The 25,899-nt window shown below is 70.3% G+C and carries 21 protein-coding genes and 1 tRNA gene; 4 read left to right on the top strand and 18 right to left on the bottom strand.

Features of this window, described 5'->3' with window-relative positions; genetic code table 11:
* Positions 1-13: 13 nt before the first annotated feature.
* From GB932_RS12190 to GB932_RS12215, 6 genes are all read right to left on the bottom strand, one after another.
* Positions 14-1,111 (bottom strand): NAD(P)-dependent alcohol dehydrogenase, encoded by a 1,098-nt coding sequence (locus GB932_RS12190; protein WP_156760976.1) that lies wholly within the window; start codon positions 1,109-1,111, stop codon positions 14-16.
* Positions 1,108-2,604, bottom strand: coding sequence for an aldehyde dehydrogenase family protein (locus GB932_RS12195; RefSeq protein WP_156760977.1), 1,497 nt, complete (start codon positions 2,602-2,604; stop codon positions 1,108-1,110). The genes GB932_RS12190 and GB932_RS12195 overlap by 4 nt, the downstream gene beginning before the upstream one ends.
* A gap of 108 nt (positions 2,605-2,712) precedes the next feature.
* Positions 2,713-4,956, bottom strand: coding sequence for an ATP-binding protein (locus tag GB932_RS12200; RefSeq protein WP_156760978.1), 2,244 nt, complete (start codon positions 4,954-4,956; stop codon positions 2,713-2,715).
* Between the two features lie 100 nt (positions 4,957-5,056).
* Positions 5,057-5,129 (bottom strand) — tRNA-Arg (locus tag GB932_RS12205).
* Positions 5,130-5,224: 95 nt separating this feature from the next.
* On the bottom strand, positions 5,225-5,755 hold the full coding sequence (locus tag GB932_RS12210; protein ID WP_231916163.1) for an asparagine synthase: 531 nt from the start codon (positions 5,753-5,755) through the stop codon (positions 5,225-5,227).
* A 94-nt stretch (positions 5,756-5,849) separates the two neighbouring features.
* A complete protein-coding gene (locus GB932_RS12215) occupies positions 5,850-7,100 on the bottom strand; it encodes a helix-turn-helix transcriptional regulator (RefSeq protein WP_156760980.1) in 1,251 nt (416 codons plus the stop codon).
* A gap of 143 nt (positions 7,101-7,243) precedes the next feature.
* Here GB932_RS12215 and fdhA point away from each other — a divergent pair, with 143 nt between their 5' ends.
* Positions 7,244-8,461: a formaldehyde dehydrogenase, glutathione-independent gene (fdhA, locus tag GB932_RS12220; protein ID WP_156760981.1), complete on the top strand. Its 1,218-nt coding sequence runs from the start codon at positions 7,244-7,246 to the stop codon at positions 8,459-8,461.
* Between the two features lie 99 nt (positions 8,462-8,560).
* Here fdhA and GB932_RS12225 read toward each other — a convergent pair whose 3' ends face one another.
* From GB932_RS12225 to iolC, 10 genes are all read right to left on the bottom strand, one after another.
* Positions 8,561-9,358 (bottom strand): ATP-binding cassette domain-containing protein, encoded by a 798-nt coding sequence (locus tag GB932_RS12225; RefSeq protein ID WP_156760982.1) that lies wholly within the window; start codon positions 9,356-9,358, stop codon positions 8,561-8,563.
* On the bottom strand, positions 9,355-10,398 hold the full coding sequence (locus GB932_RS12230; protein ID WP_156760983.1) for an ABC transporter permease: 1,044 nt from the start codon (positions 10,396-10,398) through the stop codon (positions 9,355-9,357). Before GB932_RS12230 ends, GB932_RS12225 begins: the two co-directional genes overlap by 4 nt.
* A 57-nt stretch (positions 10,399-10,455) precedes the next feature.
* Positions 10,456-11,442 (bottom strand): substrate-binding domain-containing protein, encoded by a 987-nt coding sequence (locus GB932_RS12235; RefSeq protein WP_156760984.1) that lies wholly within the window; start codon positions 11,440-11,442, stop codon positions 10,456-10,458.
* 156 nt (positions 11,443-11,598) lie between these two features.
* Positions 11,599-12,372, bottom strand: a complete 774-nt coding sequence (locus tag GB932_RS12240; RefSeq protein ID WP_156760985.1) for a TIM barrel protein — start codon at positions 12,370-12,372, stop codon at positions 11,599-11,601.
* Positions 12,372-13,382: an inositol 2-dehydrogenase gene (gene iolG / locus GB932_RS12245; RefSeq protein ID WP_156760986.1), complete on the bottom strand. Its 1,011-nt coding sequence runs from the start codon at positions 13,380-13,382 to the stop codon at positions 12,372-12,374. Before iolG ends, GB932_RS12240 begins: the two co-directional genes overlap by 1 nt.
* A gap of 24 nt (positions 13,383-13,406) precedes the next feature.
* Positions 13,407-14,324: a sugar phosphate isomerase/epimerase family protein gene (locus GB932_RS12250; RefSeq protein WP_156760987.1), complete on the bottom strand. Its 918-nt coding sequence runs from the start codon at positions 14,322-14,324 to the stop codon at positions 13,407-13,409.
* Positions 14,321-16,255 (bottom strand): 3D-(3,5/4)-trihydroxycyclohexane-1,2-dione acylhydrolase (decyclizing), encoded by a 1,935-nt coding sequence (iolD, locus tag GB932_RS12255; RefSeq protein ID WP_156760988.1) that lies wholly within the window; start codon positions 16,253-16,255, stop codon positions 14,321-14,323. The genes GB932_RS12250 and iolD overlap by 4 nt, the downstream gene beginning before the upstream one ends.
* A 14-nt stretch (positions 16,256-16,269) precedes the next feature.
* Positions 16,270-17,793 carry a CoA-acylating methylmalonate-semialdehyde dehydrogenase gene (locus tag GB932_RS12260; protein WP_156760989.1) on the bottom strand — a complete coding sequence of 508 codons (1,524 nt, stop codon included), beginning with the start codon at positions 17,791-17,793 and terminating at the stop codon, positions 16,270-16,272.
* 22 nt (positions 17,794-17,815) lie between these two features.
* Complete coding sequence (locus GB932_RS12265) at positions 17,816-18,721, bottom strand: class I fructose-bisphosphate aldolase (RefSeq protein ID WP_197517460.1); 906 nt, start codon at positions 18,719-18,721, stop codon at positions 17,816-17,818.
* On the bottom strand, positions 18,718-19,668 hold the full coding sequence (iolC, locus tag GB932_RS12270; RefSeq protein WP_156760990.1) for a 5-dehydro-2-deoxygluconokinase: 951 nt from the start codon (positions 19,666-19,668) through the stop codon (positions 18,718-18,720). Before iolC ends, GB932_RS12265 begins: the two co-directional genes overlap by 4 nt.
* Positions 19,669-19,820: 152 nt before the next feature.
* Here iolC and GB932_RS12275 point away from each other — a divergent pair, with 152 nt between their 5' ends.
* Positions 19,821-20,582, top strand: a complete 762-nt coding sequence (locus GB932_RS12275; RefSeq protein ID WP_156760991.1) for a GntR family transcriptional regulator — start codon at positions 19,821-19,823, stop codon at positions 20,580-20,582.
* A gap of 15 nt (positions 20,583-20,597) precedes the next feature.
* On the opposite strand, the gene GB932_RS12280 is transcribed toward GB932_RS12275, so the two are convergent.
* Positions 20,598-21,872: an MFS transporter gene (locus tag GB932_RS12280; protein ID WP_156760992.1), complete on the bottom strand. Its 1,275-nt coding sequence runs from the start codon at positions 21,870-21,872 to the stop codon at positions 20,598-20,600.
* Between the two features lie 80 nt (positions 21,873-21,952).
* Between GB932_RS12280 and GB932_RS12285 the strand changes: the two genes are divergently transcribed.
* Complete coding sequence (locus GB932_RS12285) at positions 21,953-22,549, top strand: ArsR/SmtB family transcription factor (RefSeq protein ID WP_156760993.1); 597 nt, start codon at positions 21,953-21,955, stop codon at positions 22,547-22,549.
* A 59-nt stretch (positions 22,550-22,608) separates the two neighbouring features.
* Here the strand turns inward: GB932_RS12285 and GB932_RS12290 are convergent, their stop codons facing one another.
* Complete coding sequence (locus GB932_RS12290) at positions 22,609-24,123, bottom strand: glyceraldehyde-3-phosphate dehydrogenase (RefSeq protein WP_197517461.1); 1,515 nt, start codon at positions 24,121-24,123, stop codon at positions 22,609-22,611.
* Between the two features lie 250 nt (positions 24,124-24,373).
* Here GB932_RS12290 and GB932_RS12295 point away from each other — a divergent pair, with 250 nt between their 5' ends.
* A complete protein-coding gene (locus tag GB932_RS12295) occupies positions 24,374-25,831 on the top strand; it encodes a MinD/ParA family ATP-binding protein (protein WP_156760994.1) in 1,458 nt (485 codons plus the stop codon).
* Positions 25,832-25,899: the final 68 nt, after the last annotated feature.

Here is a 25,899-nt window from a genome sequence, read left to right on the forward strand (position 1 = left end):
CCGGTGGCGCCGCTCAGAACACGATCACGGGTTTCACCGTCACGCCCTGACGCATGTCGGCCGCTGCCTGCGAGATCTCGTCCAGGGAGTAGGCCTTCTCGATCTTCTCGAGCGGCAGCCGGCCCGCCGCATGCAGCTCCACCAGCTCCGGGATGAGGTGCTGCGGCACGGTGTCGCCCATCGTGACGCCGCGCAGCACCTTGCCCGCGAGGATCCCCTGGATGTCGACGGGGATCTCGGTTCCGGGCGGAGGGGCGCCGCACACCAGGACGGTGCCGCGGATCCCGGCGGCATCGAGCGCGCCGCGCGCGACCGCGGGGCTGCCTGTCGTGTCGAAGCTGAGGTCGACTCCGCGTCCGGAGGTGAACTCCTCCAGACGGGCCGCGACCGACTCGGATCCCGCGTTGATGGTGTGCGTCGCACCGAGCTCCCGAGCGGTCGCCAGGCGCGCGTCGACCAGGTCGATGGCGATCAGCGCGGCGGGCGCACGAAGCGACGCTGCGATGAGCGCCGACAGCCCCACGGCGCCGGCGCCGTACACCGCGACGACGTCGTTCGGACCGGGGTCGAGCACGTTCCACATCGATCCGAATCCCGTGAGGACACCGCACCCGAGCGGTGCCAGCACGGCGAGATCGGCGTCCGCGTCGACCTTGACGAGGGACCGCTCGTCGGCGATCGCGTGGGTGCCGAACGACGACTGACCGAAGAAGTGAGATGCGAGAGGGCCGCCGTCGCGGGTCACACCCGCCGACCCCTTCTCGCGCAGCGCGCCCATGAGGTTCCGAGGCGCCCAGGTCTCGCAGTACGCGGGATGTCCCGTCTCGCAGCCGGTGCATGCGCCGCAGGAGGTGAAGCTGAGCAGCACCTTGTCACCGGGGACGACGTCCGAGACGCCGGCGCCGACGCGTTCGACGACGCCGGAGCCCTCGTGCCCGATGATACCGGGGCTCGGAAACGGTACACCGCCCGCGACGACTCCGAGGTCGGTGTGGCACAGCCCGGTCGCGACGATCCGCACGAGCACCTCGCCCGCTCCCGGTTCGTCGTACTCGACGTCCGTGATGATCAGTTCGCCGTGCTCCAGAACGGCGGCCCGTCCCGATATCACCGGGAGCCGTCCTGTCCGAGATGAATGACGATGGAGTGGGACCTCAGGTAGGACGCCATCGCCTCGGGGCCTCCCTCACGCCCCCATCCCGACGACTTCACGCCGCCGAACGAGATCGCGGGGTCGAGCGTCCCCCACCCGTTGACCCACGTGATGCCGGCTTCCAGCCGGGTCGAGACCCTGTGAGCCCTGGCGAGGTCCGCGGTCTGGATGCCGCTGGCCAGCCCGTACCTGGTGTCGTTGGCGAGCGCGATCGCCTCCTCCTCTGTGTCGAAGGGCTGCACGGTCAGCACGGGGCCGAACGTCTCCTCGACGACGATCTCTGTGGCCGGGTCCAGATCGGCGAGCACGGTCGGTGCGTAGTAGAAGCCACCATTCAGGTCGACCGGATGGCCACCGGTGATCACGCGCGCGCCCGCGGCTCGGGCGCGATCGACCATGCCCGCCACCTTCTCGAGCTGCGCACGGCTGGCGAGCGGTCCGATCACGGTCTCCGGATCGGAGATGTCGCCGAACGGCACGTGCGGCAGCGCGTTCCCGAGGATCTCGAGCACCATGTCGTAGATCGGGCGCTCCACGAGCAGACGCGGACCCGCCATGCAGAACTGGCCGGAGTTGAAGACGAACGCAGAGATCACGGCCTGCATCGCGGCGTCGAGATCCACGTCGGCGAACAGGATGTTCGCTGCGTTGCCGCCGAGTTCTGCGGTGAACGGCGTGAGCGACTGCGCCGCGAGCGCCGCGGCATGCGCCCCGACCTCGGTCGATCCGGTGAATGCGACCTTGTCGACGCTCGGGTGGGAGACCAGATGGTCGCCCAGAGTCGAGCCGGCCCCTGTGACGACGTTGAACACGCCGTCAGGGACGCCCGCCTGCTGCAGGATGTCCGCCATGATCAGCGCGGACAGCGGGGTGATGCTGGCCGGCTTGTGCACGACGGTGTTGCCCGCGATCAGCGCCGGCGCGATCTTCGTGCTCGCGAGGATCAACGGGAAGTTGAACGGCGTGACCGCCACGACCACGCCATGAGGCTCCTTTCTGACATAGGCGTGGGCGTTCGCCGTGATCTCACGGACGTCGGCGTCGAGATGATGCCCGAGCGCCGCGTAGTACTCGTACAGTTCGGCGGCGTTGTTCACGTCGACGCTGCGGGCGAACGTGATCGGCTTGCCGACGTTCGCGCTCTCGACCTGCGCCAGCTCCTCGGCCCGGTCGCGCATCAGCTCATAGGCACGGTGCAGGATGCGGGCGCGTTCTCGACTCGACAGCTGGGACCACACCCCCGAGTCGAAGGCGGAGCGCGCCGCGGCCACGGCGGCATCCGCATCGGCGGTCGTCCCGCGGGCCACGTCGGTGAGCTTTCGCCCCGTGGCCGGGGAGACCACGTCCGTGCGGCCGCCGTCCGAAGCCTCCGTCCACCTGCCCCCGATGAACAGCCGTCCTGGCGCGATCTCTGTCGTCGTAGCAGCGGATGCCGTGTCGGCGATCGTCATGTTGGTACCCCTCGTCCTCGTCATCGAGTCCGGCTCCGACGTGGAAGGCACAACGGAACCCGCACGGCAAGTCTCGTGCCCCGTGTTCCGATGCCGGTATCCGTAGGATTACCGATTCTCCGCGGATGTCTCCCCGTAGCGCGCCTCGTACCAGGCCGCGATGCGGGCGCGGGAGCCGAAGCCGAGCTTGGCGAGGATGTGCTGCACGTGCGTGTCGACGGTGCGCACCGAGAGCACGAGCCGATCCGCGATCTCCCTATTGCTGAGCCCGGAATGGATGCCCGCGGCGACCTCCGCCTCCCGGTCGCTGAGCTCCGCCGCCGGAGGCCTCGCCGGGACGTATGAGGCGGCCTCGACGGGGCCGAGCCGCTCGCCGATCGCGGTCAGACGCGCGTAGCTGCGCTCTCCCAGGCGCGCTCGCACCACTGCGGCGCATCGGTCGTGATACTCAGCCATCTGAGGGCCATGCACCGAGATGTCGGATCCGATCCGGCGCCACCGGCGCCGTGCGGCGCCCAGCAGAACGGCGGACCTCTCGGATGGCGAGCGCGCCGCGTCGATCCAGCTGAGGAGTTCGAGCACCAGGCACTCCGCCACGGGGTCGTCGATGCTGTCCTCGACCGCGAGGGCGGCGTTCGCCTGGCGTTCCGCCTCGTCCAACTCCCCGTCGGCGAACGCCGCGAGGCCGATCGACCACTGCGCGAGCGCTCGCACCCACCTCTCGCCGATGGACTCCGCACAGCGCGCCGCCTCCCGGGCCGACTCGGCGGCGGCGGGCAGACCGAGGTGACTTGCGGCCACGGTCAGCTGGAACTGCGCCATGAGCGCCTCGTGCGGCAGACAGGCGCCCGTCGCCAGGGCGATCGAGCGACGGAACTCCGCATGGGCGGCCGCCGGGTCACCTGCGAACAGCGCGTGCGTGCCCTTCAGACGGTGCAGTTCGATCTCCACCACGATCGCCGGTCCTGATGACAGAGCCTCGCTCCTGCCGTCCACCTCGTTCAGGTACTGGTCCGCCTCCGCCAGGTCTCCCTGCAGGAGGCAGAACCATGCGGCGGCCAGGAGGGCCGATGCCCGGCTCTGCGCGCTCGGCCCCGGCAGCGCGAGCACGCGTGCGGCCCACCGACGTCCCTCCGGGAGGAATCCTCCGACGCCCCAGTGGTACCGAAGATGCGTGAACAGAGCCAGTGCGGCATCGGCGCCGACGGCAGTCGCCGTCTCCAGCGCCGCCTGAGACTCCGCGCGATCGGCCGCCTGCTCGGCGAGGATCTGCGCTTGCGCGGGTCCGTACCACTGCGCGTCCGCCGCCGCCGCACGCCGCCGATAATGGTCGAGATGGCGCAGCTCCGACCGCAGCCGCGTCCCTGCGTCGTCGGCGCGTTCCCGCCCATAGCCGCGGATGGTCTCGAGGAGCCGGAAACGGCCCGACGCGGGATCCGCCTCGACGACCGACTGCGCGACCAGCTCGTCGAGCGCATCGACGACCTCGCCGTCCTGATCGCCCGTGACCGCGACGACGTCCTCGATCGCGAACGACCCAGCGAACACGCTGAGCTGCGCCCAGAGCGTGCGCTGCGCGGGCGTGCACAGTTCGTAGCTCCAGTCGACGACCGCACGCAGGGTGCGCTGCCGCGCGACCGCTGAGCGTGACGATCCGCCGAGGATCGTGAACCGCGCCGATAGCCGCGCCATGAGGTCGGCCACAGACAGGGTGCGCAGGCGTGCGGCGGCGAGTTCGATCGCCAACGGCAGCCCGTCGAGCGCCCGGCACAGCTGTGCCGCCGTCTCGCGCTCGTCGTCGCGGAACGCGAACGATGCATCGGCGCTGCGTGCCCTGACCAGCAGCAGCTCGACCGCTTCGGCGACAGAGCCGTCCGTCGCCTCGACGTCGAGCGGTGGTGCGGGGAACACCTGCTCGCCGTCGATCTCCAGTCGCCGACGACTGGTCGCGACGATCGTGAGCGCGGGGATCGCTTCCAGAAGATCGTCGACGAACGCCGCGACATCGTCTACCAGGTGCTCGCAGTTGTCGAGCACGATGATGGCCGGGTCGTCGCCGACCTCGTCGCGAAGGAAGTCCAGCGGTTCCCGCGTCGACATCTCGACGCGCCGGAGCGCGCGGGCGAGGGCGAGCGGCAGGCCGCGGCCATCATGCAGGCGGCCGAGGTCGACGAACCAGCATCGTGCACCGGAGCGGGCGGTACGGGCATTGACAGCGCGAATCGCGAGTCTCGTCTTCCCGACGCCGCCGACCCCGGTGATCGTGACCAGTCGTGACCGTGTCAGAAGACCGTCGAGGGCGGAGAGCTCGTCGTGGCGCCCGATGAACTCGCTGCGCGGCTCCTTGATCACCGAGACTCCTTCGTCTCCGACTCTGCCCAGCAGATGACGAGAGCCTGGCGTGTCGGCCAGGCTCTCGTCGGGTGACGCGTCTCTCGACTCATCACATCGGTGCGCCCGAAGGGACTCGAACCCCTAACCTTCTGATCCGTAGTCAGATGCTCTATCCATTGAGCTACGGGCGCCTTCCATTGCCGTGGCAACTCATATAGCCTACAACGCCCACCGCTCGGAACGGAAATCGGGCGGGCATCGCCTCAGCCCCGGGCGTGTCTGGGCGTCAGCTGGCCGCGTCTCGGGCTGATCGCCGCTTCTTCGTGTCGCTCGACAGGCGCTCGAGGTCGACGAGGCGGAGTGCCTGCATCCGCGCCTCGCGCATCTTCTCGTAGTCGGGGTCGTCGTCGGGCCGCATCGCCTCGATCCGCAGCCGCGACTCGATGTTGTTCTCGACGTCGTGCCACGCGGCATCACGGGCGTCCTCGACGATCCTGTGAACGTCGTCGTCCGACTCGGCGAGCAGGCGCAGGCGCTTCGCGACTCCCGTGTACTGCTTCGCGCGGCGGCGCAGGTTGCGCACATCGCGGTCGCGGTAGTCGTGCGTGCCGTGCGGGTCGCTGTGTCGCCCCCAGGCCTTCACCCGGAGCATGCTCATCGCCGAGGCCGCCTCGTCCTGCTCGTCGGCGAGATTGAGGAGCGCCTCTCGGGCGTCGCCCCCGAACACCTCGGGCGCGAAGTCGTCGCCGTCGACGATCGTGTCGACGAGGATCCGGTTCTTGACCTGCAGGCGCGCGGCGGCGAGCGCGATCGCCACGCCCTCCTCGATTGCCTCAGCGTTCCGCCTCACGGCACCTCCCGGTCTTCCCGACGATCCTAGTGCGCGACCCCCGCGCGGAGCAGGACGCGGTTCAGGATCCCTTGGCGGCGAGGAGGACGGCGATCGCCTCGCCGCGCGACGCGGTGCCGAGCTTCTGCAGGATCCGCGAGACATGGAACTTCACCGTGTTCTCGCTGATGCCGAGCTCATCCGCGATGGCGCGATTGCGGTAGCCGGCTGCCAGGAGCGCCGCGACCTGCACCTCGCGCGGGCGCAGGTGCGCCATGGCCGCGGACGCCGCGTGCGCTCGCGGCGGGTCGAGCGGGATCACGGCGGAGAGCTCGGTGCCCCAGCCGGGCGTCGCATCCACGGACAGTCGTCCGTTGAGCGCCTGGATGCGCTGCCGGATGCCGCCCACCACCGCATCCGCGCCGGACATCGTCCCGGGTCCGTCGTCTCGGATGCTCATCAGGAGATTGGTCCCGTCGCAGTCCCACTGCACACGCGCCCGCCCCACCCCGGGAAGGTCCACGAGCGACAGGAGCGCACGCCGCACGACGGCCCGCGCGCCGCGGGCGACCTCCCCCGGCAGCGGACGGCCGTCGGTCGGCGGGTCCACGAACTGCACCTCGATCTCCCGATGTCGCGTCATCGGGCGGAGGTCCTCCTTCAGCCGATCGAACGCCGTCATGACCGGCTCCTCGGTGAGAGTGCGCACCTGGTCGCTCGCGGTCCGCAGACTCACGAGTCCGTCCGCAGCGCGGACGATCCCGGCGCCGCGCGCCTCCGCGTCGCCGACCCGCGGCGAGCGCAGGATCGAGAGCACCGATTCGAGGGTCATCGAATACTCATCGGCGAGTTCCGTCAGCGCTTTCAGCCGCGCACCGGACGTCGCGCGCGCGTGCTGCAGGTACTCGGGGGCGGCCTCGTCCGCGCGCTCCTGCACGTGCAGCGCGACGATGTTCCAGATGTCCAGCACCTGGGACGGGTCGTCGAGCGGACCCGGATCGGCGACGACGAGGACGGCATCGTTGCGAGACAGCACGAGCAGCACCGAGCGCTCGACGCCCTCGATGAGCAGCGACGTACGTCGCACCGCCTCGACGCTCGGCGCCTCGCGTCGCAGCCGGTCGAGCTCGAGCCCGCTCACGCCGCGGATGAACGCGGCGTCCCCCGTTCCCTGCAGCCTCCCCCCGCTGGTGTCGGCGGCCAGCACGACGAGCGCGGAATGGGCCACATACGGAGCCAGGAGGGCCGAGAGCTCGCGGACGATCGATCGCAGAGGCGATGCGAGCACGTCGTAGAGCCGGCCCAGGAGGTCGCCGCGCAGGCCGTCGTCCATCGCCACAGGATAGCCGTCCACCCCTCGTGATCGACCTATACGAACGTATGGCCGGAGCCCATCCGAAGGACGATTGTCGTGCCATTCGACCCGGGGGACGCTCGGGGAGGCGAAACCCGCCGCACACCCCGGAGAGGACAAGGATGTCTGGCAACAGAGCAGTCGCATACAAGGGCCCCGGAGTCGTCGAGGTGATCGACACTCCCTATCCGGAGTTCGAGCTCAAGGACGGCCCCGGCGTCAATCCCGCCAATGTCGGCCGCAAGGTGCCCCACGGAGTGATCCTGCGCACCGTGAGCACGAACATCTGCGGATCCGACCAGCACATGGTGCGCGGTCGGACGACCGCGCCCGAGGGCCTCGTCCTCGGGCACGAGATCACCGGCGAGGTCGTCGAAGTCGGCCCCGATGTCGAGTTCATCCAGGTGGGCGACATCGTCTCGGTGCCCTTCAACATCGCGTGCGGGCGCTGCCGCAACTGCAAGGAGGGCAAGACCGGCATCTGCCTGAACGTCAACCCGGACCGCCCCGGCAGCGCGTACGGATACGTCGACATGGGCGGCTGGGTCGGCGGGCAGGCCGAGTACGTGCTCGTCCCCTACGCCGACTGGAACCTGCTGAAGTTCCCCGACCGCGATCAGGCCCTCGAGAAGATCCTCGACCTCACGATGCTGTCGGACATCTTCCCGACGGGCTTCCACGGCGCCTATACGGCCGGGGTGCGGCCCGGCTCGACGGTGTACATCGCCGGCGCCGGCCCCGTCGGGGTCGCCGCGGCCGTGAGCGCCCAGCTCCTCGGTGCGGCGTGCGTCATCGTCGGCGACCTCAACGCCGACCGGCTCGCGCAGGTGCGCTCGTTCGGGTGCGAGACGGTCGACGTCTCGAAGGGCGACCCTCGCGACCAGATCGAGCGGATCCTGGGCGTTCCCGAGGTGGAGTGCGGAGTCGATGCGGTCGGCTTCGAGGCCCGGGGCCACGGCGCCGACGCCGGCCACGAAGCGCCCGCGACCGTGCTGAACTCGCTCATGGACCTCACGGAGGCGGGCGGATCGCTCGGGATCCCCGGGCTGTATGTGACCGGCGACCCGGGCGGGGTCGACGAGGCGGCGAAGGTCGGCTCGCTGTCGATCCGGCTCGGCCTCGGATGGGCGAAGTCGCTGTCGTTCGCGACCGGACAGTGCCCGGTCATGAAGTACAACCGGCAGCTGATGCAGGCGATCCTGCACGACAAGGTGCAGATCGCGAAGGCCGTGAACGCGACGCCGATCGCGCTCGACGACGCGCCGACGGCCTACGCCGAGTTCGATCAGGGCGCGGCCAGGAAGTACGTCCTCGACCCGCACGGCTCCATCGCGGCGTGATACCGCGCGCATAGGGTCGGAGATATCCCGTTCTGCGGTCCCCTGGCGACAGGGATCCGCAGAACGGGATGTCTCCGACGGAACGGGTGGCGCGGCGACTCAGCGACGAGACTCGTCGGCGTCCGAGCGCTCCAGCTCGTGGGCGAGCGCATCGAGCTCGCCCCCACCCGCCATCATGCTCGTGAGATCGGCCAGGCTGATCTCCGACTTCGCGAAGTCGCCGAGACTCGTCCCCCTGTTGAGCAGCAGGAACCGATCGCCCACCGGATAGGCGTGGTGCGGGTTGTGCGTGATGAACACGACGCCGAGACCGCGGTCGCGAGACCGGGCGATGTACTTCAGCACGACGCCCGACTGCTTGACGCCGAGGGCCGCCGTCGGCTCGTCGAGGATCAGCACGCGGGCACCGAAGTACACCGCGCGGGCGATCGCGACGCACTGTCGCTCTCCGCCGGAGAGCGTGCCGATCGGCTGGTCGACGTCCCGCAGGTCGATGCCCATATTCGCGAGCTCGACGAGCGTGATCTCCTTCATCCGTCGCACATCGAGCCGCCGCAACGGGCCCCAGCCCTTGGTGAGCTCGCTGCCGAGGAAGAAGTTGCGCCACACGGGCATGAGCGGCACGACCGCGAGATCCTGATACACGGTGGCGATGCCGGCGTCGAGGGCGGCTCGCGGCGAGTCCAGCGCGACGGGCTCGCCATCGATGAGCAGCTTCCCCTCGCTCGGCCGGTGCACGCCGGCCAGCATCTTGATGAACGTCGACTTCCCAGCTCCGTTGTCGCCGAGCACGCACGTCACGGTCCCCGCGGCGACCTGCGTGCTGACGCCGTAGAGCGCGTTGATCGGACCGTAGGTCTTCGCGACGTCCCGGACCTCGATGATGGGCGTGCTCATCGCGCCGCCCCTCCTCTCGCACGGACATAGTGGTTGAGCAGAACGGCGAACAGCAGCATGACACCGAGGAAGGTGCGCAGCCAGTTCGTGTCCCACTGGGCGAACGTGATGCCCTGGAACACCATCCCGTAGATGAGGGCGCCGAGCGCGGCGCCGATCGCGGATCCGAATCCGCCGGTCATGAGGCATCCGCCGACGACCGCGCAGATGATGTAGATGAACTCCTGGCCGAAGCCCGTGTTCGCCTGCACCGTCGAGGTGCGGAACAGCGAGATCATGCCGACGAGCCAGCCGGCCCCCGCCGTCGTCATGAACAGCGCGACCTTCGTGCCCATGACGGGCACGCCGATCTGCCGGGCGGAGTTCAGCTGCCCGCCGACGGCGAAGATCCAGTTGCCCGCCTTCGTGCGCAGGAGCACCCACGTCGCGAGCCCCGTGAAGGCCAGCCACCACAGGACCGAGACGTAGAACGTGCCTCCGCCGATCGAGATCGATGCGCCGAAGAGAGGTTGGATCGTGTCGTAGAAGGGCACTTGTCGCATCCCCTGGATGGCGACCTGGCCCGTCACCAGCTTCGTCACCGCGAGGTTGGCCCCCGCGAGGATGAACATCGTCGCGAGCGTGATGATGAAGCTCGGCAGGCCGGTCTTCATCACCATCCAGCCGTTGAGCGCACCGATGCCGAGTGCGATCGCGAGCGAGACGAGCGCGGCGACCCAGATGTTGAGCCCGTATCCAGTGGTCAGCACGCCCACGATGAGCGCCGTGAACCCCGTCATGACGCCAGCGGAGAGGTCGAACTCGCCCCCGATCATGAGGAGCGCGACCGCGACGGCCATGATGCCGAAGGTCGACGCCGATTCGAGCCACACCCCCGCGCCTGACAGGGACATGAAGTTGCTCGTGTACGCCGAGAAGAAGATCATCACGGCGAGGGCGGCGACGAGCGCGCCGATCTCGGGCCGCGCCATGAGGCGCCGAAGCGGATGATTCTCGAGGCGCGGTCTCGTCGCGACCGTCACGATGTCCGTCGTCGTCATGTCATCTTCCCCTCCGGCCGGTGGAGCATCGCCGTTCCGACCTGCTGATCGGTGCGATCATCGTGTTCCGTTGGCGGCGAACTCGGAGATGGCCTCGGCATTCTCCGCCGTCACGAACGCGGGCCCCGAGTACACGGGCTGTCCGCCGCCGAGGACGTTGCCGTTGATCGTGTTGAGATAGAGCGACGTCACGCCCACATAGCCCTGGACGAACGGCTGCTGGTCGACCGCGAATACGACGCGCCCATCCTCGATCTCGGTCAGGACGTCGGACGAGAGATCGAAGGTCGCAACCCGCGCCGCGCTGCCGGACTCCTCGACGGCGCCGACCGCGTCGATCGCATACTGCCCGCCGAGCGTGAGCACTCCGTCGATCGAGTCGTCGGACTGCAGCTTCGCGCGCAGGGTGTTCTTCACCTCGGCATCGTTGCGCCCGTCGACGATGATGTTGTCCATCTCGCCCGAGAACGCACCGCCGGCTGAGGAGCATCGCTCCTCGAGCCCGACATGGCCTGCCTCCTGGATGACGCAGATCACGTTCTCGAAGCCTTCTTCGCTCAGTCGTTCGCCGACCGCCGCACCGGCGACGCTCTCGCTCTGGCCGATATGCGTCAGCGCCCCGTATTCGGCCGACTCCTCCATGCCGGCGTTGATCGTGACGACGGGCACCCCGGCGGCCACCGCCGCCTCCACGCTCGTCTTCACGCCCTCCGGATTGGCCATCGACACGACGATGCCATCGACCTCCTGCGCGACCGCGTTGTCGATGAGCTGTGATTGCAGGGCGGGGTCGGGATCGCCGTTGTAGACGATGGTGGCGTCGTAGTCGACGCCCGCCTGCTCGGCACCTGACTTGATCCGGTCCCAGAACGCGTCGCCGGGAGGTGCGTGGGTGACGACGGCGTATGTGTGGTCGCCGCCGGACGGAGCCCCCGCGCCGCCATCATCATCGGGCGAGGTCGTCTCCTGCCCCGTGCCGGAGCACCCTGCGAGCAGGACCGCTGCGGCGGTGATGCCGAGGCCGGCGAGAATGCGCTTCTTCATCGAAGTTCCCTTCACGCGCAGTCGACTCGATTGCCGACTGACTGACTGCTGTGTCGGGATCAGTATGAACCAGATGACGGCATTTGTCTAGACATACTGTCTTTAAGAGAAGCGGGCTCGAGTCATCGACTCGGGCCCGCTTCTCCGCCCCCACGGTCAGGCGAACGCGGAGCGGAACGCATGGAGCGCAGCATCGGAGTCCGCACTCGCCCACGCCTCCATGCCGACGACCCCGTCATATCCGAGATCCCGCAGCGCCTGCGCAACGGCCTCGTAGCGGATCTCGCCGGTCCCGGGCTCGCACCGGCCCGGCACGTCCGCGACTTGGATCTCGCCGATCCAGGGCAGCGCCCGCCGGACGAGCTCGATGAGGTTCCCCTCGCCGATCTGCGCGTGATAGAGGTCGAGGTTGAGGCGCAGCGCGGGGCTGTCGACGGCGGAGACGAGAGCGATCGTGTCCTCCGCGCGCGCGAACGGCACACCGGGGTGGTCGACCGCGGTGTTCAGATTCTCGAGAGTGAACACGCGGCCCGCGCGCTCGCCCAGCTCGGCGACGCGTCGGAGTGCGTCGGCGGCGCGCAGCCAGTCAGCGCCCGATGTCGTCTCGACCGGGCGTACGGGCAGACCGCTCTCGCCGAGCCCCGTGCCGTGCAGGCCCAGACGCGGCACGTCGAGGATGTCGGCCCGCTCGAGCGACCTCGCGGCCGTCTCGAGGAGCGCGTCGATGCCGTCATCGCTCGTGAGATCGCCCCGCACATACCCCGTCATCGACGAGAACACCGCGCCGGTGTCCGCGAGCGCGTGCAGGTCCTTCGTCGTCCAGTCCCAGATCTCGACCTCGAAGCCGCGCTCGTGGATGCGCCGCACGCGCTCCTCGAACGGCTGGTCGAGGTAGATCATCTCGGCGCAGGCGGCGAGCCGAAACCCCATCAGCCGAGATCCACGGCGACGGCGACGCGGTCGACCGCAGAGCGCTGGGCGGCGTCGGCGAGCACGAGCGCCGCGCGCCCGTCCTCGTAGGTCGGGCTCGTCGACGCCTCGCCGCGCGCGAGCTTCGCGAACTCGTGCAGTTCGGCGGCGTAGGCGCGCGCGTAGCGCTCGAGGAAGAAGTTCTCGTACGGTGGTTTGGCCTCGACGGCCGCGGTCGTCGAGAGGCTCACGAGGCTCGACGGCGCGTTGGCGACCGACAGATGCCCCCGAGCGCCGAAGGCCTCGAGCCGCTGGTCGTAGCCCACGGCGCTGTGTCGCGAGTTGACGATCGTGACGATGGCTCCCGATGACGTCCGCAGGGTGCACACCGCGGTGTCGAAGTCACCGTGGAGTCGGGCTCCCGCGTCGAACGTCGTCGTCCCCGTCGCCTGCACCTCGACGATGTCGGGCAGGAAGAAGCGCGCCATATCGAAGTCGTGAATCGTCATGTCACGGAATATCCCACCCGAGACGGCGACGTAGTCGGCGGGTGGCGCCGCCGGATCGCGGCTGATGATCGTCAGCTGCTCAAGCGCCCCGACCTCGCCCGCCTCGACGCGTGTGCGCGCGCTGGCGAACGCGGGGTCGAAGCGCCTGTTGAATCCCAGCGCGACGGGGACCCCGGCCGACGCGATCCGCGGGCGCAGCGCATCCACGCGGGCGATGTCGAGGTCGATCGGCTTCTCGCACAGCACCGGCAGGCCGAGGTCGACCGATCGCGCGATGAGGTCGACGTGGGTCGCGGTCGGCGACGCCACGAGCACCGCGTCCACCTCGCCGGACGTCAGAAGCCGCTCCGGGTCGTCGGTGACGCGGCCACCATGCCGCGCCGCGACGGCCTCGGCACCCGCGACGAACGGATCCGCGATCCACGACAACGTCGTCTCGGCGTCGGCCGCGATGTTCGCGGCGTGCACCTGGCCGATGCGGCCGGTGCCGATCAGGCCGATGCGGAGGGGGCGATTCGTCATTGAGTTCTCACTTTCCGGATGAGGTCACGCCCAGGGGCGCAGGGCGTTCCGATTGACTGCCTGATCGTGCGCGCGCTCCGCCCGGAACGCGCCGAGCGCGACGTCGAGGGCGTTGAGCACGTCCTGCTCGACGACGATCCAGCCGTCGTACCCCCTCTCGTCGACGAGCGACATGACGCCGGCGAGGTCGACGTCGCCGCGCCCGAACGCCACGAACGCGCCGCCGGACCACACCTCCGCCATCCCTCCGCCGGACGCGAGGACACCGCGAAGCGCCGCCAGATCGACGTCCTTGAGGTGCAGGTGATTGATACGGCCGCCCCAGCGACGCATCGCTTCGACGGGATCGCCGCCGGCGATGAAGAGGTGACCGGTGTCGAGTGTGAGGCCGATGTCGGTCTGCGCGAGGAACGCGTCGATCTCCTCGGGCGACTCCACGAATGTGCCGGCGTGGTGGTGGAACGTCGGCTCGAACCCGGCTGCCCGCACGATTCCGGCGGCCCGATCGACGTTCGCGTACAGGCGTGCGGCCACGTCGGGGCCGAGCGGATCTGCCTCCCGCCCGCGGCCGGGCGCCGCGGCGCGGGCCGCCGATCCGTCGTCGGCGAGGGTGGGAAGCGGCAGCCGCGACGGTCCCGCCTCGGACGCCTCGGCGAAGACCCGCAGCGCGTCCTGCAGCGCTGGCATCGAGGCCGCGAACGCGTCGTCGTCGGAGAACGGCAGCTGGATCCACCCGCCCGCGAGGTCGAGCCCGAAGCGCTCCAGTCGCGATCGCAGCTCCCGGCCGCGCCCCAGATAGCCCAGGGGCCCGAGGTCGATTCCCGCGTATCCGGTGGCCTGCAGGATCTCGCCCAGATCGTCGGGACCGAGCGTCTCGGCGCCTTCCGGTGTGAGCTCGAACACCCCGAAGCTCACCGGCGCCCCGGCGATGGTGCCGTTCATGCGCGGCCCTCCGTCCGATCCCCCAGCAACTGCCGCTGCGCCCGCCGCTGCTCGAGGTACTCCGCGCGCGCGGCCGCCGTCGAGTCGAGCGTCGACTCCTCCGCGACCGGCACGTCCCACCACCCGGCGCCGTCGGGCGCGTAGATGAGCGGATCGCTGTTGATGTGGATCACGGTGGAGGCGTCCGATGCCTTCGCGCGGGCGATCGCCGCCCCGAGATCGTCGATCGCGCCGGGCCCCGGGGCGATCTCGATCGTCTCGATGCCGTAGCTGCGCGCGTTCGCCGCGAGGTCGACCGGCAGCACGTCCTCGCCGTCGAAGCCGCGCGCCTGCGGATCGTATGCGCGGTACTTCGTCCCGAATCGCTCAGATCCGACCGTCTCGGAGAGGTGCCCGATCGACGCGTATCCGTGGTTCTGGATGAGGACGACGATGATCTTGATGCGCTCGGCGACCGCCGTCACGAGCTCGGTGCTGAGCATGAGGTACGAGCCGTCGCCGACCATGACGATGACGTCGCGATCGGATCCGTCGGCCTCCGCGCCGCGCTTGACGCCCATGCCGCCGGCGATCTCATATCCCATGCAGCTGAACGCGTATTCGACGTGGTAGCCGAGCGGATCCCGCACGCGCCACAGCTTGTGCAGGTCGCCGGGCAGGGACCCCGCCGCCTGCACGACGACGTCCTCGGGCGACGAGGCGCGCTGCACGGCGCCGATGATCTCGGGCTGGCCGGGCAGGGCGAGCCCCGTCGGGGCGAAGGCCGCGTCGACCGTCTCGTCCCATTCGGCCTTCTCGCGCGCGACGGTCTCGGCGTACGCGGCATCGACCGCGTGCCCCGCCAGCGCCTCGGCGAGCTCGACGAGCGCCTCGCGCGCATCGGCGACGACGGGCAGCTGCGTGCCGTGCTTGTAGGCGTCGAACGAGGCGACGTTGATGTTGACGAACGTCACGTTCGGATTCTGGAAGGCCGTGCGCGACGCCGTCGTGAAGTCGCTGTAGCGCGTGCCGATGCCGATGACGACGTCGGCCTCCGCCGCGCGCCGGTTGGCCGCGAGCGTGCCCGTCGCCCCGACGCCGCCGAGGTTCTGCGGGTGGTCCCACGTGAGCACGCCGCCGCCCGCCTGCGAGATCCCGACGGGGATCCCCGTCGCCTCGACCAGGGCGCGCAGCTCGTCCTCCGCGCCGGAGTACAGCACGCCGCCGCCCGCGACGATCACGGGCCGCTTCGCGGAGCGGATCGCCTCCGCCGCGAGGGCGATCGCGCCGCGGTCCGGGCGGGGACGCCGGATCCGCCACTCGCGCCGCTGCAGGAACTCCACGGGCACGTCGAGCGCCTCGGCCTGCACGTCCTCGGGGAGCGCGATCGTGACGGCGCCCGTCTCGGCGGGATCCGTCAGCACCCGCATCGCGGCGAGCGCGATCGAGAACAGCTGCTCGGGCCGCTGCACGCGGTCGAAGAACCGCGACACGGGGCGGAAGGCGTCGGTCACCTGGATCCCGAGATCGTGCGGGTGCTCGAGCTGCTGCAGGACGGGATCCGCGACGCGCGTCGCGAACGTGTCGCTCGGCAGCAGGAGGGCGGGCAGGCGATTGGCCGTCGCGAGGGCGGCGCCCGTGAGCATGTTGGCCGCGCCGGGGCCGACCGAGGCGGCGGCCGCGTACGTCGCACGGCGGCGGCGCATGCGGGCATAGCCGACGGCCTGATGCACCATCGCCTGCTCGTTGCGCGCCTGGCGGTACGGCATCCTGCCCGGCCGCTCGTGGTGGAGCTGCTTCAGCGCCTGGCCGATGCCCGCGACGTTGCCGTGCCCGAAGATTCCGAACGTGGCGGGGATCGTGCGCTCGGCGCGGTCACCGTCGACCGTCCACTGGTTCGCGAGGAACTCGATGAGGGCCTGCCCCACCGTCATCCGCGTCGTCTGGGCCATATCGGGGATCCTTCTCAGTCGTTCTGGGGGAAGCCGAGGTCGATGCCGCCATGCGTCGCGGGATCCAGCCAGCGACTCGTGATGGCCTTCTCGCGCGTGAAGAACTCGAAGCCCTGCACGCCGTACGCCTTGCTGTCGCCGAACAGCGACTGCTTCCACCCGCCGAACGAGTGGTACGCGACGGGCACGGGGATCGGCACGTTGATGCCGATCATGCCGACCTGGATCTCGTTCTGGAAGCGCCGCGCCGCGCCGCCGTCGTTCGTGAAGATCGCGGTGCCGTTGCCGAACTGCCCGGAGTTGATGAGGGCGGCGCCCTCGTCGTAGCTCTTCACCCGCACGATCTCGAGCACGGGCCCGAAGATCTCCTCCGTGTAGGCCCGCGACGTCGTCGGCACCTCGTCGATGAGCGTGGGCCCGAAGAAGAACCCGCCCTCGCAGCCAGGTGCCGTGAAGCCGCGGCCGTCGACGACGATCTTCGCGCCATCGGCCTCGGCGATGTCGACGTATCCCGACACCTTCGCGCGGTGCTCGGCCGTGATGAGCGGCCCCATCTGCGGCTCGGGGTGCGATGCGCCGTCGCCGATGCGGAGGGCGGAGATCCGCTCGGTGATCTTCTCGATCAGCTCGTCGGCCACAGGCTCCACCGCGAGGACGACGGAGATCGCCATGCAGCGCTCGCCCGCCGCGCCGTAGCCGGCGTTGATGGCCTGGTCGGCGACGATGTCGAGGTCGGCGTCGGGCAGCACGAGCATGTGATTCTTCGCGCCGCCGAGCGCCTGCACGCGCTTGCCGTGCTGCGAGGCGGTCTCGTAGATGTACTTCGCGATCGGCGTGGATCCGACGAACGAGATCGACTGCACCGCCGGGTCCGTGAGCAGGCCGTCGACGGCGAGCTTGTCGCCCTGCAGCACCGTGAACACGCCGTCGGGCAGGCCGGCCTCCTTCCACAGCTCGGCCATCCAGAGCGCGGCAGATGGATCCTTCTCGCTCGGCTTCAGCACGACGGCGTTGCCGGCCGCGATCGCGACGGGGAAGAACCACATCGGCACCATCGCCGGGAAGTTGAAGGGGCTGATGACGCCGACGACGCCGAGGGGCTGCTTGAGCGAGTAGACGTCGATGCCGGTGGACACGTTCTCGTTGAAGGCGCCCTTCGTGAAGTGGGCGAAGCCCGTCGCGAGCTCGACGACCTCCTGTCCTCGGGCGATCTCACCCATCGCGTCCGAGAGGACCTTGCCGTGCTCGCGGGTGATGATCTCGGCGAGCTCGCCGTTGCGGGCGTTCAGCAGCTCACGGAACGAGAACAGCACGGCCTGGCGCTTCGCGACCGAGTAGGTCGACCACGTCTCGAACCCGCGCTGGGCGGAGGCGATCGCCTCGTCGATCTCGGACTGGTCGGCGAGGGCGACCCTGGCCTGCTGCACCCCCGTCGCGGGGTTGAACACGGGGGCCGTCCGGCCGCTGTGCGATGCGCGCGGCGCGCCGTCGATCCAGTGGCCGATCGTCGGGATGGCGGTGGTGTCGGTGATGCTCATGGGATCCTCACTCGGTGCGTCGTCAGACGCGGACGGAAGCGGTGGGGTGGACGAGGGATGCGGCGGTGTCGACGGCGTCGGCGACGTCTCCCCCGGCCGGGTACAGCAGGTTGCGGCCGACCGTGAGGCCGACGACGCCGGGAAGCGCGAGCGCGTCGCGCCACGAGGCGAACATCGCGTCCGGGTCGCCCGCGCCGTCGCCGCCGAGCAGCAGCGTCGGCATCGTGGTCGACTCCATGACGCGCTCCATGTCGTCGACGACGGGGAGCTTCATCCACGTGTACGCGCTGTCGGCGCCGAGGCCCGACGCGATGGCCACGGAGCGGATGACGGCGTCGGGCGTGAGGTCGTTCGCGATCGCCCCGTCGCGCCACGCGCTCATGAACGGCTCGAGCATGATCGGCAGGCGCGCGCGGGCGGCCTCCGTGACGGCGCGCGCCGTGGCCTCGAGCGTCGGGGCCGTGCCCGCGTCGTCGAGGTTGATGCGCACGAGAGTCTTCGCGATGTCGATCCCGCGCGAGACCATCGCCTGCACGTCGTAGCCGGTGTAGCGGTCGTCCATCTCGAAGGAGGCGCCGCGCAGGCCTCCGCGGTTCATGGATCCGACGACGAGCTTGTCGTCGAGCAGACCGAGGCCCGCGAGGTCGTCGATGATGTCGGGGGTGCCGAGCACGCCGTCGACCCCGGGGCGCTCGAGCGCCGTCGCGAGGCGGTCGAGCAGGTCGCAGCGATTCGCCATGGCGGTCGCGTCGGATCCGACCGACAGGGACCCGCGCGCCGGGTGGTCCGCGGCGACGATCAGCAGCTTGCCGTCGTCGCCGACGAGGCTGCGCCGCCGGCGGGCGCGGAACGCCTCGCCGATCGCGTCGGGCCGGCGCGCGCGCATCTCGCGCAGGTCCGCGAACGCCCGCGCGTCGAGGGCGCTCATGCCCGGATCCCCTCGAGCGCCCGCTCGACCTCGTCGGGCGTGGGCATCGCGGTCGAGCATTCGCGCCGCGACGCGACGATGGCGCCCGCGACGTTCGCGAATCGCAGTGTGCGCTCGAGGCCCCAGCCCTCGAGCAGCCCGTGGCAGAGCGCGCCGCCGAAGGCGTCGCCGGCGCCGAGGCCGTTGATGACCTCGACGACGTGCGTCGGAACCTCGACCTGTTCGTCGCGGGTCTTGGCGAGCACTCCCTTCGGGCCCTGCTTGACGATCGCGATCTCGATGCCCCGCTCGAGCAGCGCGTCGGCCGCGCGCTGGGGCTCGGTCTCGCCGACCGCGACCTCGCATTCCTCGCGGTTGCCGACGGCCACCGTGACCTGCCCGAGCACGGGCTCGAGGTGAGCGGTCGCGTCCGCCGCCGTCTCCCAGAACATGGGCCGGTAGTCGAGGTCGAGGATCGTGTGCTCCCGGCGCTCGCGCGCGGCGAGCGCCGCATGCAGGGCCGAGCGGCTGGGATCCTCGCTGAGGCCGGTCGTCGTGATCCAGAGGATCCGCGCGGCGCGCACGGCGTCCGCGTCGACCTCGGCCGGCGTGACGTTCATGTCGGGCGCCTTGGGCTCACGATAGAAGTACAGCGGGAAGTCGTCGGGCGGGAAGATCTCACAGAACGTCACGGGCGTGTTCAGGTCGGGATCCGTGCCGACGTAGCGCGTCTCGACGCCGAGGCGGCCGAGCTCCGCGAGCAGGTACCGGCCGAACGGGTCGTCGCCCACGCGCGAGACGAGCGCCGGAGTGTGCCCGTGCCGTGCCGCGGCGACCGTGACGTTCGCGGCCGTGCCGCCGAGGTACTTGCCGAATGTCTCGACCTTCTCGAGGCCGACGCCGTCCTGCAGCGGGTAGATGTCGACGCCGAGGCGGCCGATGGCCAATACGTCGGGGGCAGCGGTCATGTCGTCACACTCCGTTGTCGAGACTGGGGACCCGCGACGAGTGGATCACTCGCCGCCATATGTCCTGACAATATCACAACATGGGCATCGCGCAACCGAACAAACACCCGCATGAGTAACATTGTGTGGACATAGACGTCCAAGGGGGACCCATGGCATCCGACACACCCGTCTGGCCCGACGACCTGTTCGCCGACCTCGACCGCACGGGGCCCATCCCCCTGTACTTCCAGATATCGAGCCGCCTCGAGAACGCGATCCGCTCCGGACGGATCCCCGCGGGAGCGCGCCTCGACAACGAGATCTCGATCGGCCAGCGCCTCGGCCTCTCGCGACCGACCGTGCGACGCGCGATCCAGGAGGTCGTCGACAAGGGCCTGCTCGTGCGACGCCGCGGCATCGGCACGCAGGTCGTGCAGGGCCAGGTGACGCGCGAGGTCGAGCTGACGAGCCTCTACGAGGACCTCAAGGGCTCGTCTCTCGAACCGGGCACCCGCGTCCTGACGCACGAGATCGTCGCGGCACCCGAGGCGGTCGCAGAGAAGCTCAGCCTCGCGCCGGGCACGGAGGTGCTGCGCCTGCGCCGGCTGCGCACGACCGACGGATCCCCGATGGCCGTGCTCGAGAACTACCTGCCATCCGAGTTCGCCGATGTGACCGAGGCGCAGCTCGAGACCGGCGGCCTCTACGCGATGATGCGGGCGCGCGGCGTCACGATCCGGGTCGCGAAGCAGCACATCGGGGCGCGCCGCGCGCACGACGACGAGCCCGGCCTGCTGGACGTCGACGCGGGCAGCCCGCTGCTCACGATGGAGCGCGTCGCGTTCGACGCGTCGGGCCGCGCTGTCGAGTACGGCCGGCACGTGTACCGCCCCGACATGTACAGCTTCGAGACCACGCTCGTCGCGAAGTAGGACGCTCCCGACGGCTCATTCCCCGGCGAAGCGCGCGGCATGTCCGGCCCACCCGCGCTCGGCGGGGAGGGCGCGCAGCGGACGACTCGTGAGCGCGAGCAGCGCGGCGACCGCGCAGAGCCCCGCACAGACGGCCAAGGTCGGACCGCGTCCGACCCATCCGAGCCCGACGCCGGCGAGGAGCGGCGCGAGAGGCATGGCCCCCATCGACAGCACCATCGACGCGGCGTTCGCACGCCCCACCAGCTCCGTCGGCACCGCAACCATGACGTAGCCGCCCATCCCCGCGTTCATCGCCGGAAGCAGGAAGAGCGCACCGGCGACGAGGAGGATCACGGGGATCAGCGCGTCGACGAACGGAAGCGCGACCGCCGCGCCGGCCATCACGGTGAGTCCACCCATCAGCAGGATCCCCGCCGGAACCCGCGCGACGAGCAGCGGCGCGGCGAGCGCCCCGGCGAGCATCGCGGCGCCGATGCCGGTCGACAGCCAGCCGATCTCGACGGGCGAGCGGCCCGCCTGCTGCAGCGCGTAGATGACGGTCGTCATGAGCGACGACAGCCCGAGATTGATGATCGTGACGACGATCAGCACCCCGCGCAGATCGCGCCGCGCGAACAGCCAGGCGAAGCCCTGCCGGATGTCGGCGAGCGCGCCGCCCCGCTCCGCCGTCACCGCGGGCGGGCGAGCGAGCGCCCGTCGCCCGAGGGCCCACGCCGTCGCGGCCGCAGCCACCTGGCACGCCACGACCACCGCGGCGACGAGCCACGCGCCCACCGCGAGGAGCACGCCGCCGAGCGGCCCGCCCGCGAGGTCGAGCACCGCGTTGCGTCCCTGATTCGCGGCCTGCGCGCGCCCCATCGCCGCCGCAGGGACGAGGTCCTTGAGCGCCGCCTCGCCCGCCGGGCCGAAGAAGCCCTCGCGCCCCGCGAGCAGAGCGTTCACTGCGAGGAGGGAGGAGAAGGTGAGCGCGTCACCGAGGGAGAGCACGAGGAATGCCGACGCGATGATCGCCCCGACGGCGCCGCCGGCGATCATGAGCCGCACACGCGAGCGGCGGTCGGCGAGCACGCCTCCGCCGAGCGTGGTCATGACGCGCACGGCCGCCCCCACACCACCGATCACCCCTGCCTGAACGGGTTCGTCCGTCACGGCCAACGCGACGAGCGGAAGCGCGAACGAGACGAGCGCCGCGCCGAGGCCGCCGGCCGTGTCGCTCACCAGCCACGTGACATACGCGCGATTTCGCCAGAGGGAGGGCCGCGCATCCGCGGCAGTCAAGGTGCTCATGTTCGCAAGAGTAGTTGCGCAACTATACTTGCGCAATGATTCGTGCGCGATTTTTCCCGCGCACCGCATAGGCTCGAGACATGGCCTCCCCGACGGACGATGCCGCTGCCCCTCAACCTGACGACGCGACCGCGACGACCGCGATGCTCAAGGCGATGTCACACCCCCTGCGCCGCGCGGCGCTCCGCGCCCTGCAGTCACGAGGATCCGCCCGGGCCTCCGACCTCGCGGCCGACCTCGACGTCGCGCCGAACACCATGAGCTTCCACCTGCGGTCGCTCGCCGCCGGCGGACTCATCGTCGAGGATCCGTCGCGCGCGGCCGATCGGCGCGAGCGCGTGTGGGTTCCCGCCGAGGTCTCGGTGAACATCCGGGAGCCGGGGCGACCCGTTGCCGATGAGGCCCTCACTGCGACCGTGCTGCGCGAGCTCTTCGCCGACCACGCAGAGCGCGCCCGACGCCTCGCCGCATGGTCGCTCGCGAGCGTCGGCAGCGCTGACCCTGAACCGCACGGGGTGTTCTCGAGCATCGACCTGCGGCTCACCTCAGCCGAGGCCGTCGCCCTCCACCGGCGCCTCCTGGCCGTCGTCGACGAGGCGCGCACCGCGCACGACCCCGACACCGGGGAGAGCCGGATGTACGACTTCGACATCCTCGCCGTCGACGACACGATCTGACGGAGAAGGGCGGGATCCGGGGCGCCCCGGATCCCGCCCTCGACGGATTCGCTGAGCTCTCAGCTCAGCGCGACCGCGGCCTCCGTTGCGATCTCCTCCGCGACGGCCGCCTCGACCGGCACCGGCTCTCGGTGAGGGAGGATCGTCGGGTGCACGCCCGCCATGCGCTCGAGCACGCGCATCACCTGACACGAGTAGCCGAACTCGTTGTCGTACCAGACATACAGGACGACGTTCTCGTCGCCGTCCGCGAGCGTCGCGAGCCCATCGACGATGCCCGCGCGGTGGTTGCCGACGAAGTCGCTCGAGACCGCCTCTGGCGACTCGCTGTAGTCGATCTGCTGGCGCAGCGGCGACGTCAGCGAGGTCTGACGGAGGAACGCATTGATCTCGTCCTTCGTCGTCGCCCGCTCGAGCTGCAGGTTGAGGATCGCGAGCGAGACGTTCGGCGTCGGCACGCGGATCGCGCTTCCGGTCAGCTTCCCCTTCAGCTGCGGGAGCGCCTTGGCGACGGCCTTCGCCGCGCCCGTCTCGGTGATGACCATGTTGAGCGTCGCGGCGCGCCCGCGGCGTGATCCCTTGTGGAAGTTGTCGATGAGGTTCTGGTCGTTCGTGAACGAGTGCACCGTCTCGACGTGGCCGCGCGCCACGCCGTACGCGTCGTCGAGCGCCGCGAGGACGGGCGTGATGGCGTTCGTCGTGCACGACGCCGCCGAGACGATCGCGTCGCCCTGGTCGATGTCGTCGCCGTTCACGCCGAACACGATGTTCTTGATGTCGCCCTTGCCGGGCGCCGTCAGCAGCACGCGGCTCACGCCCGTCGACCGGAGGTGCTGCCGCAGCCCCTCCTCGTCGCGCCAGCGGCCCGTGTTGTCGACGACGATCGCGCCGTCGATGCCGTGCGCGGTGTAGTCGATCGTCGACGGATCGTTCGCGTATATCACCTGGATGAGCGTGCCGTTGGCGAGGATCGTGTTCGCCTCCTCGTCGACCTCGATCGTGCCGGGGAACGGGCCGTGCACGGAGTCGCGCCGCAGCAGCGCCGCGCGCTTGCGCAGGTCGTCCTCGGATCCGCGGCGCACGACGATCGCGCGCAGGCGCAGCCCGTCGCCGGATCCCTGATGCGCGATGAGGAGGCGCGCCACGAGGCGGCCGATGCGGCCGAAGCCGTAGAGGACGACATCGGTCGGCGTGCTGCGCTCCGCGGCGATCACCTCCGCGAGCTCCGACTGCAGGAAGGCGTCGAGCTCGCGCCCGCCGTAGGAGACGCCGACCTGATCGAACTCGGCGACGAGCCGAGCGACGTCGATCGATGCGGGCCCCGGCGCGATCCGCTCGAGCGCCTCGAGAACGGCCATCGTCTTGACGGGGCTCAGCACCTGATCGCCGACCTTCCGCGTGAAGCGATGCGCGCGGAGGATCTCGATGGGCGAGCGGTTGATCAGGCGTCGTCCCAGGATCGAGGGGACGATGCCGTGACGGCGATACAGGCGCCCGATGAGCGGGATCATCCGCTCGGCCAGCTCCTCGCGCTCGGCCCACTCGATTCGGCTGGATTCGTAGAGCGTGCTCACGCCGCGTGACTCCTTCGTTCCGGCGGACGGCGCGCGCCGCCCGCGTAGCTTGTCGCCCTTCGAGGCTACGCAGAGGTATTCGCGATCTGCGCGCCGATCAGAGCGCAAGAATCGCAGTTCTTACCCGAGACGCAACGGCGCCGACGGCGGAGTTCCTGATGCTCGTCGACAGGCGGTGTCGGTAGGCTGTGAAGCGATGCCGCCCGCTCGGGATGGCGACCACGATGCTTCTTGCACCGAAGGGGGCGCTATGCGCGACAGCTCCAACGACGACGGGCTCCACGCCACGATCCATCCCGACGGTTCCGCCGTACTCGTCATCGACGAGACGCCGCGCGAGATCGCCACGACCCACGCGGAGGACGCGCGGCGCGAGATCGTCCGCCTCACGGCCGAGATCGCGCGCCAGCTCGACGCCCCGACGCGGGTGATCGTGACGGAGCCCGACGGACAGTGGCCGCTCGTCGTCGACGGCGACGAGCGCGTCGAATACGACTCCCCCGATGGCCCACCCCGCCCCGTGCCGGCCACCGCGGCCGGCGGGCCGCGTCCGGCCTCCGCTCTCGGCGGCACGACGGATGAGAGCCTCACGCGCCCCCAGTCGTCCGCTGACGCGGCGACGCGGCCGATGACGGTCATCGACCCTGCGCCGGCGGCAGGCGGATCCGCTTCCCCTGTGGCGAGCGCGGCCTCGCCCGCGCACCCCGCCGCGGACGCAGAGCCGACCGCCGGCCAGGTCTCGGCGCACGAGTTCGACAATCGGCGCTCGCAGCGCGAGACGTTCCTCACGAACGACCGCGATGACGACGGGCGCGAGGATCCGGCGACGCGCGGCTTCCGCGGCGCGATGACGCGCATGGGGATCCGGATGGCCCCGGGCGCCGACGAGCGCGCCGAGCGCGCCGATCAGCTCGCCGTCGCGCAGCACTGGCCGGGCCCGCGCACGATCGCGGTCGTGAACGGCAAGGGCGGCTCGGGCAAGACGCCGACCACGATCCTCGTCGGCGCGGCCTTCGCGCGCTTCGGAGGCGCAGGCGTGCTGGCCTGGGACAACAACCAGACGCGCGGCACCCTCGGCTGGCGCACCGAGCAGGGGCCGCACGACGGCACGCTGCACGACATGCTCGAGGCGTCGGAGCACCTGCTCTCCAACGATGCGCAGGCCGCCGATGTCGCGAACTTCGTGCATCACCAGCGGCAGGACCGCTTCGACGTGCTGCGATCGCAGCCGATCGCGCTCGCATCCGAGCAGCGCGTCAGCGCCGAGGACGTCGACCGGATCCACTCGATCGCGGCGCGCTATTACCGGCTCATCGTGATGGACTCGGGCAACGACGAGTCGGATCCGCTGTGGCAGCGGATGATCGACCGCACCGACCAGCTCGTGGTGGCGACGACGACGCGCGACGAGCACGCCGAGGCAGGCGCCCTGCTGCTCGACGCCCTGGCGGAGCGCGACGAGCACTCCGCTCAGCTCGCCGCCAACGCCGTGACGGTCGTGAGCCAGGCTGACCAGAAGGCCCCCGCGAACGAGGTGCGCCGCGTCGTCGACGGATACCGTCGGCTGACGCGCGACGTCGTCCAGGTGCCCTTCGACCCGGCGATGATCGACGGCCACCTGCACTTCAGCGCACTGCGCCCGGCCACGCAACGGGCGTGGCTCGCGGCCTCGGCCGCGATCGCCCGCGGCTTCACCGGCTCCGCCTAGCCAACCCTTCATTTCTGGCACAACTCTGCGTGGATTCCCGTGCGGAGATGTGCCAGAAATGAAGGGTT

Source organism: Microbacterium karelineae (assembly GCF_009745985.1).
Lineage (GTDB): Bacteria > Actinomycetota > Actinomycetes > Actinomycetales > Microbacteriaceae > Microbacterium > Microbacterium karelineae.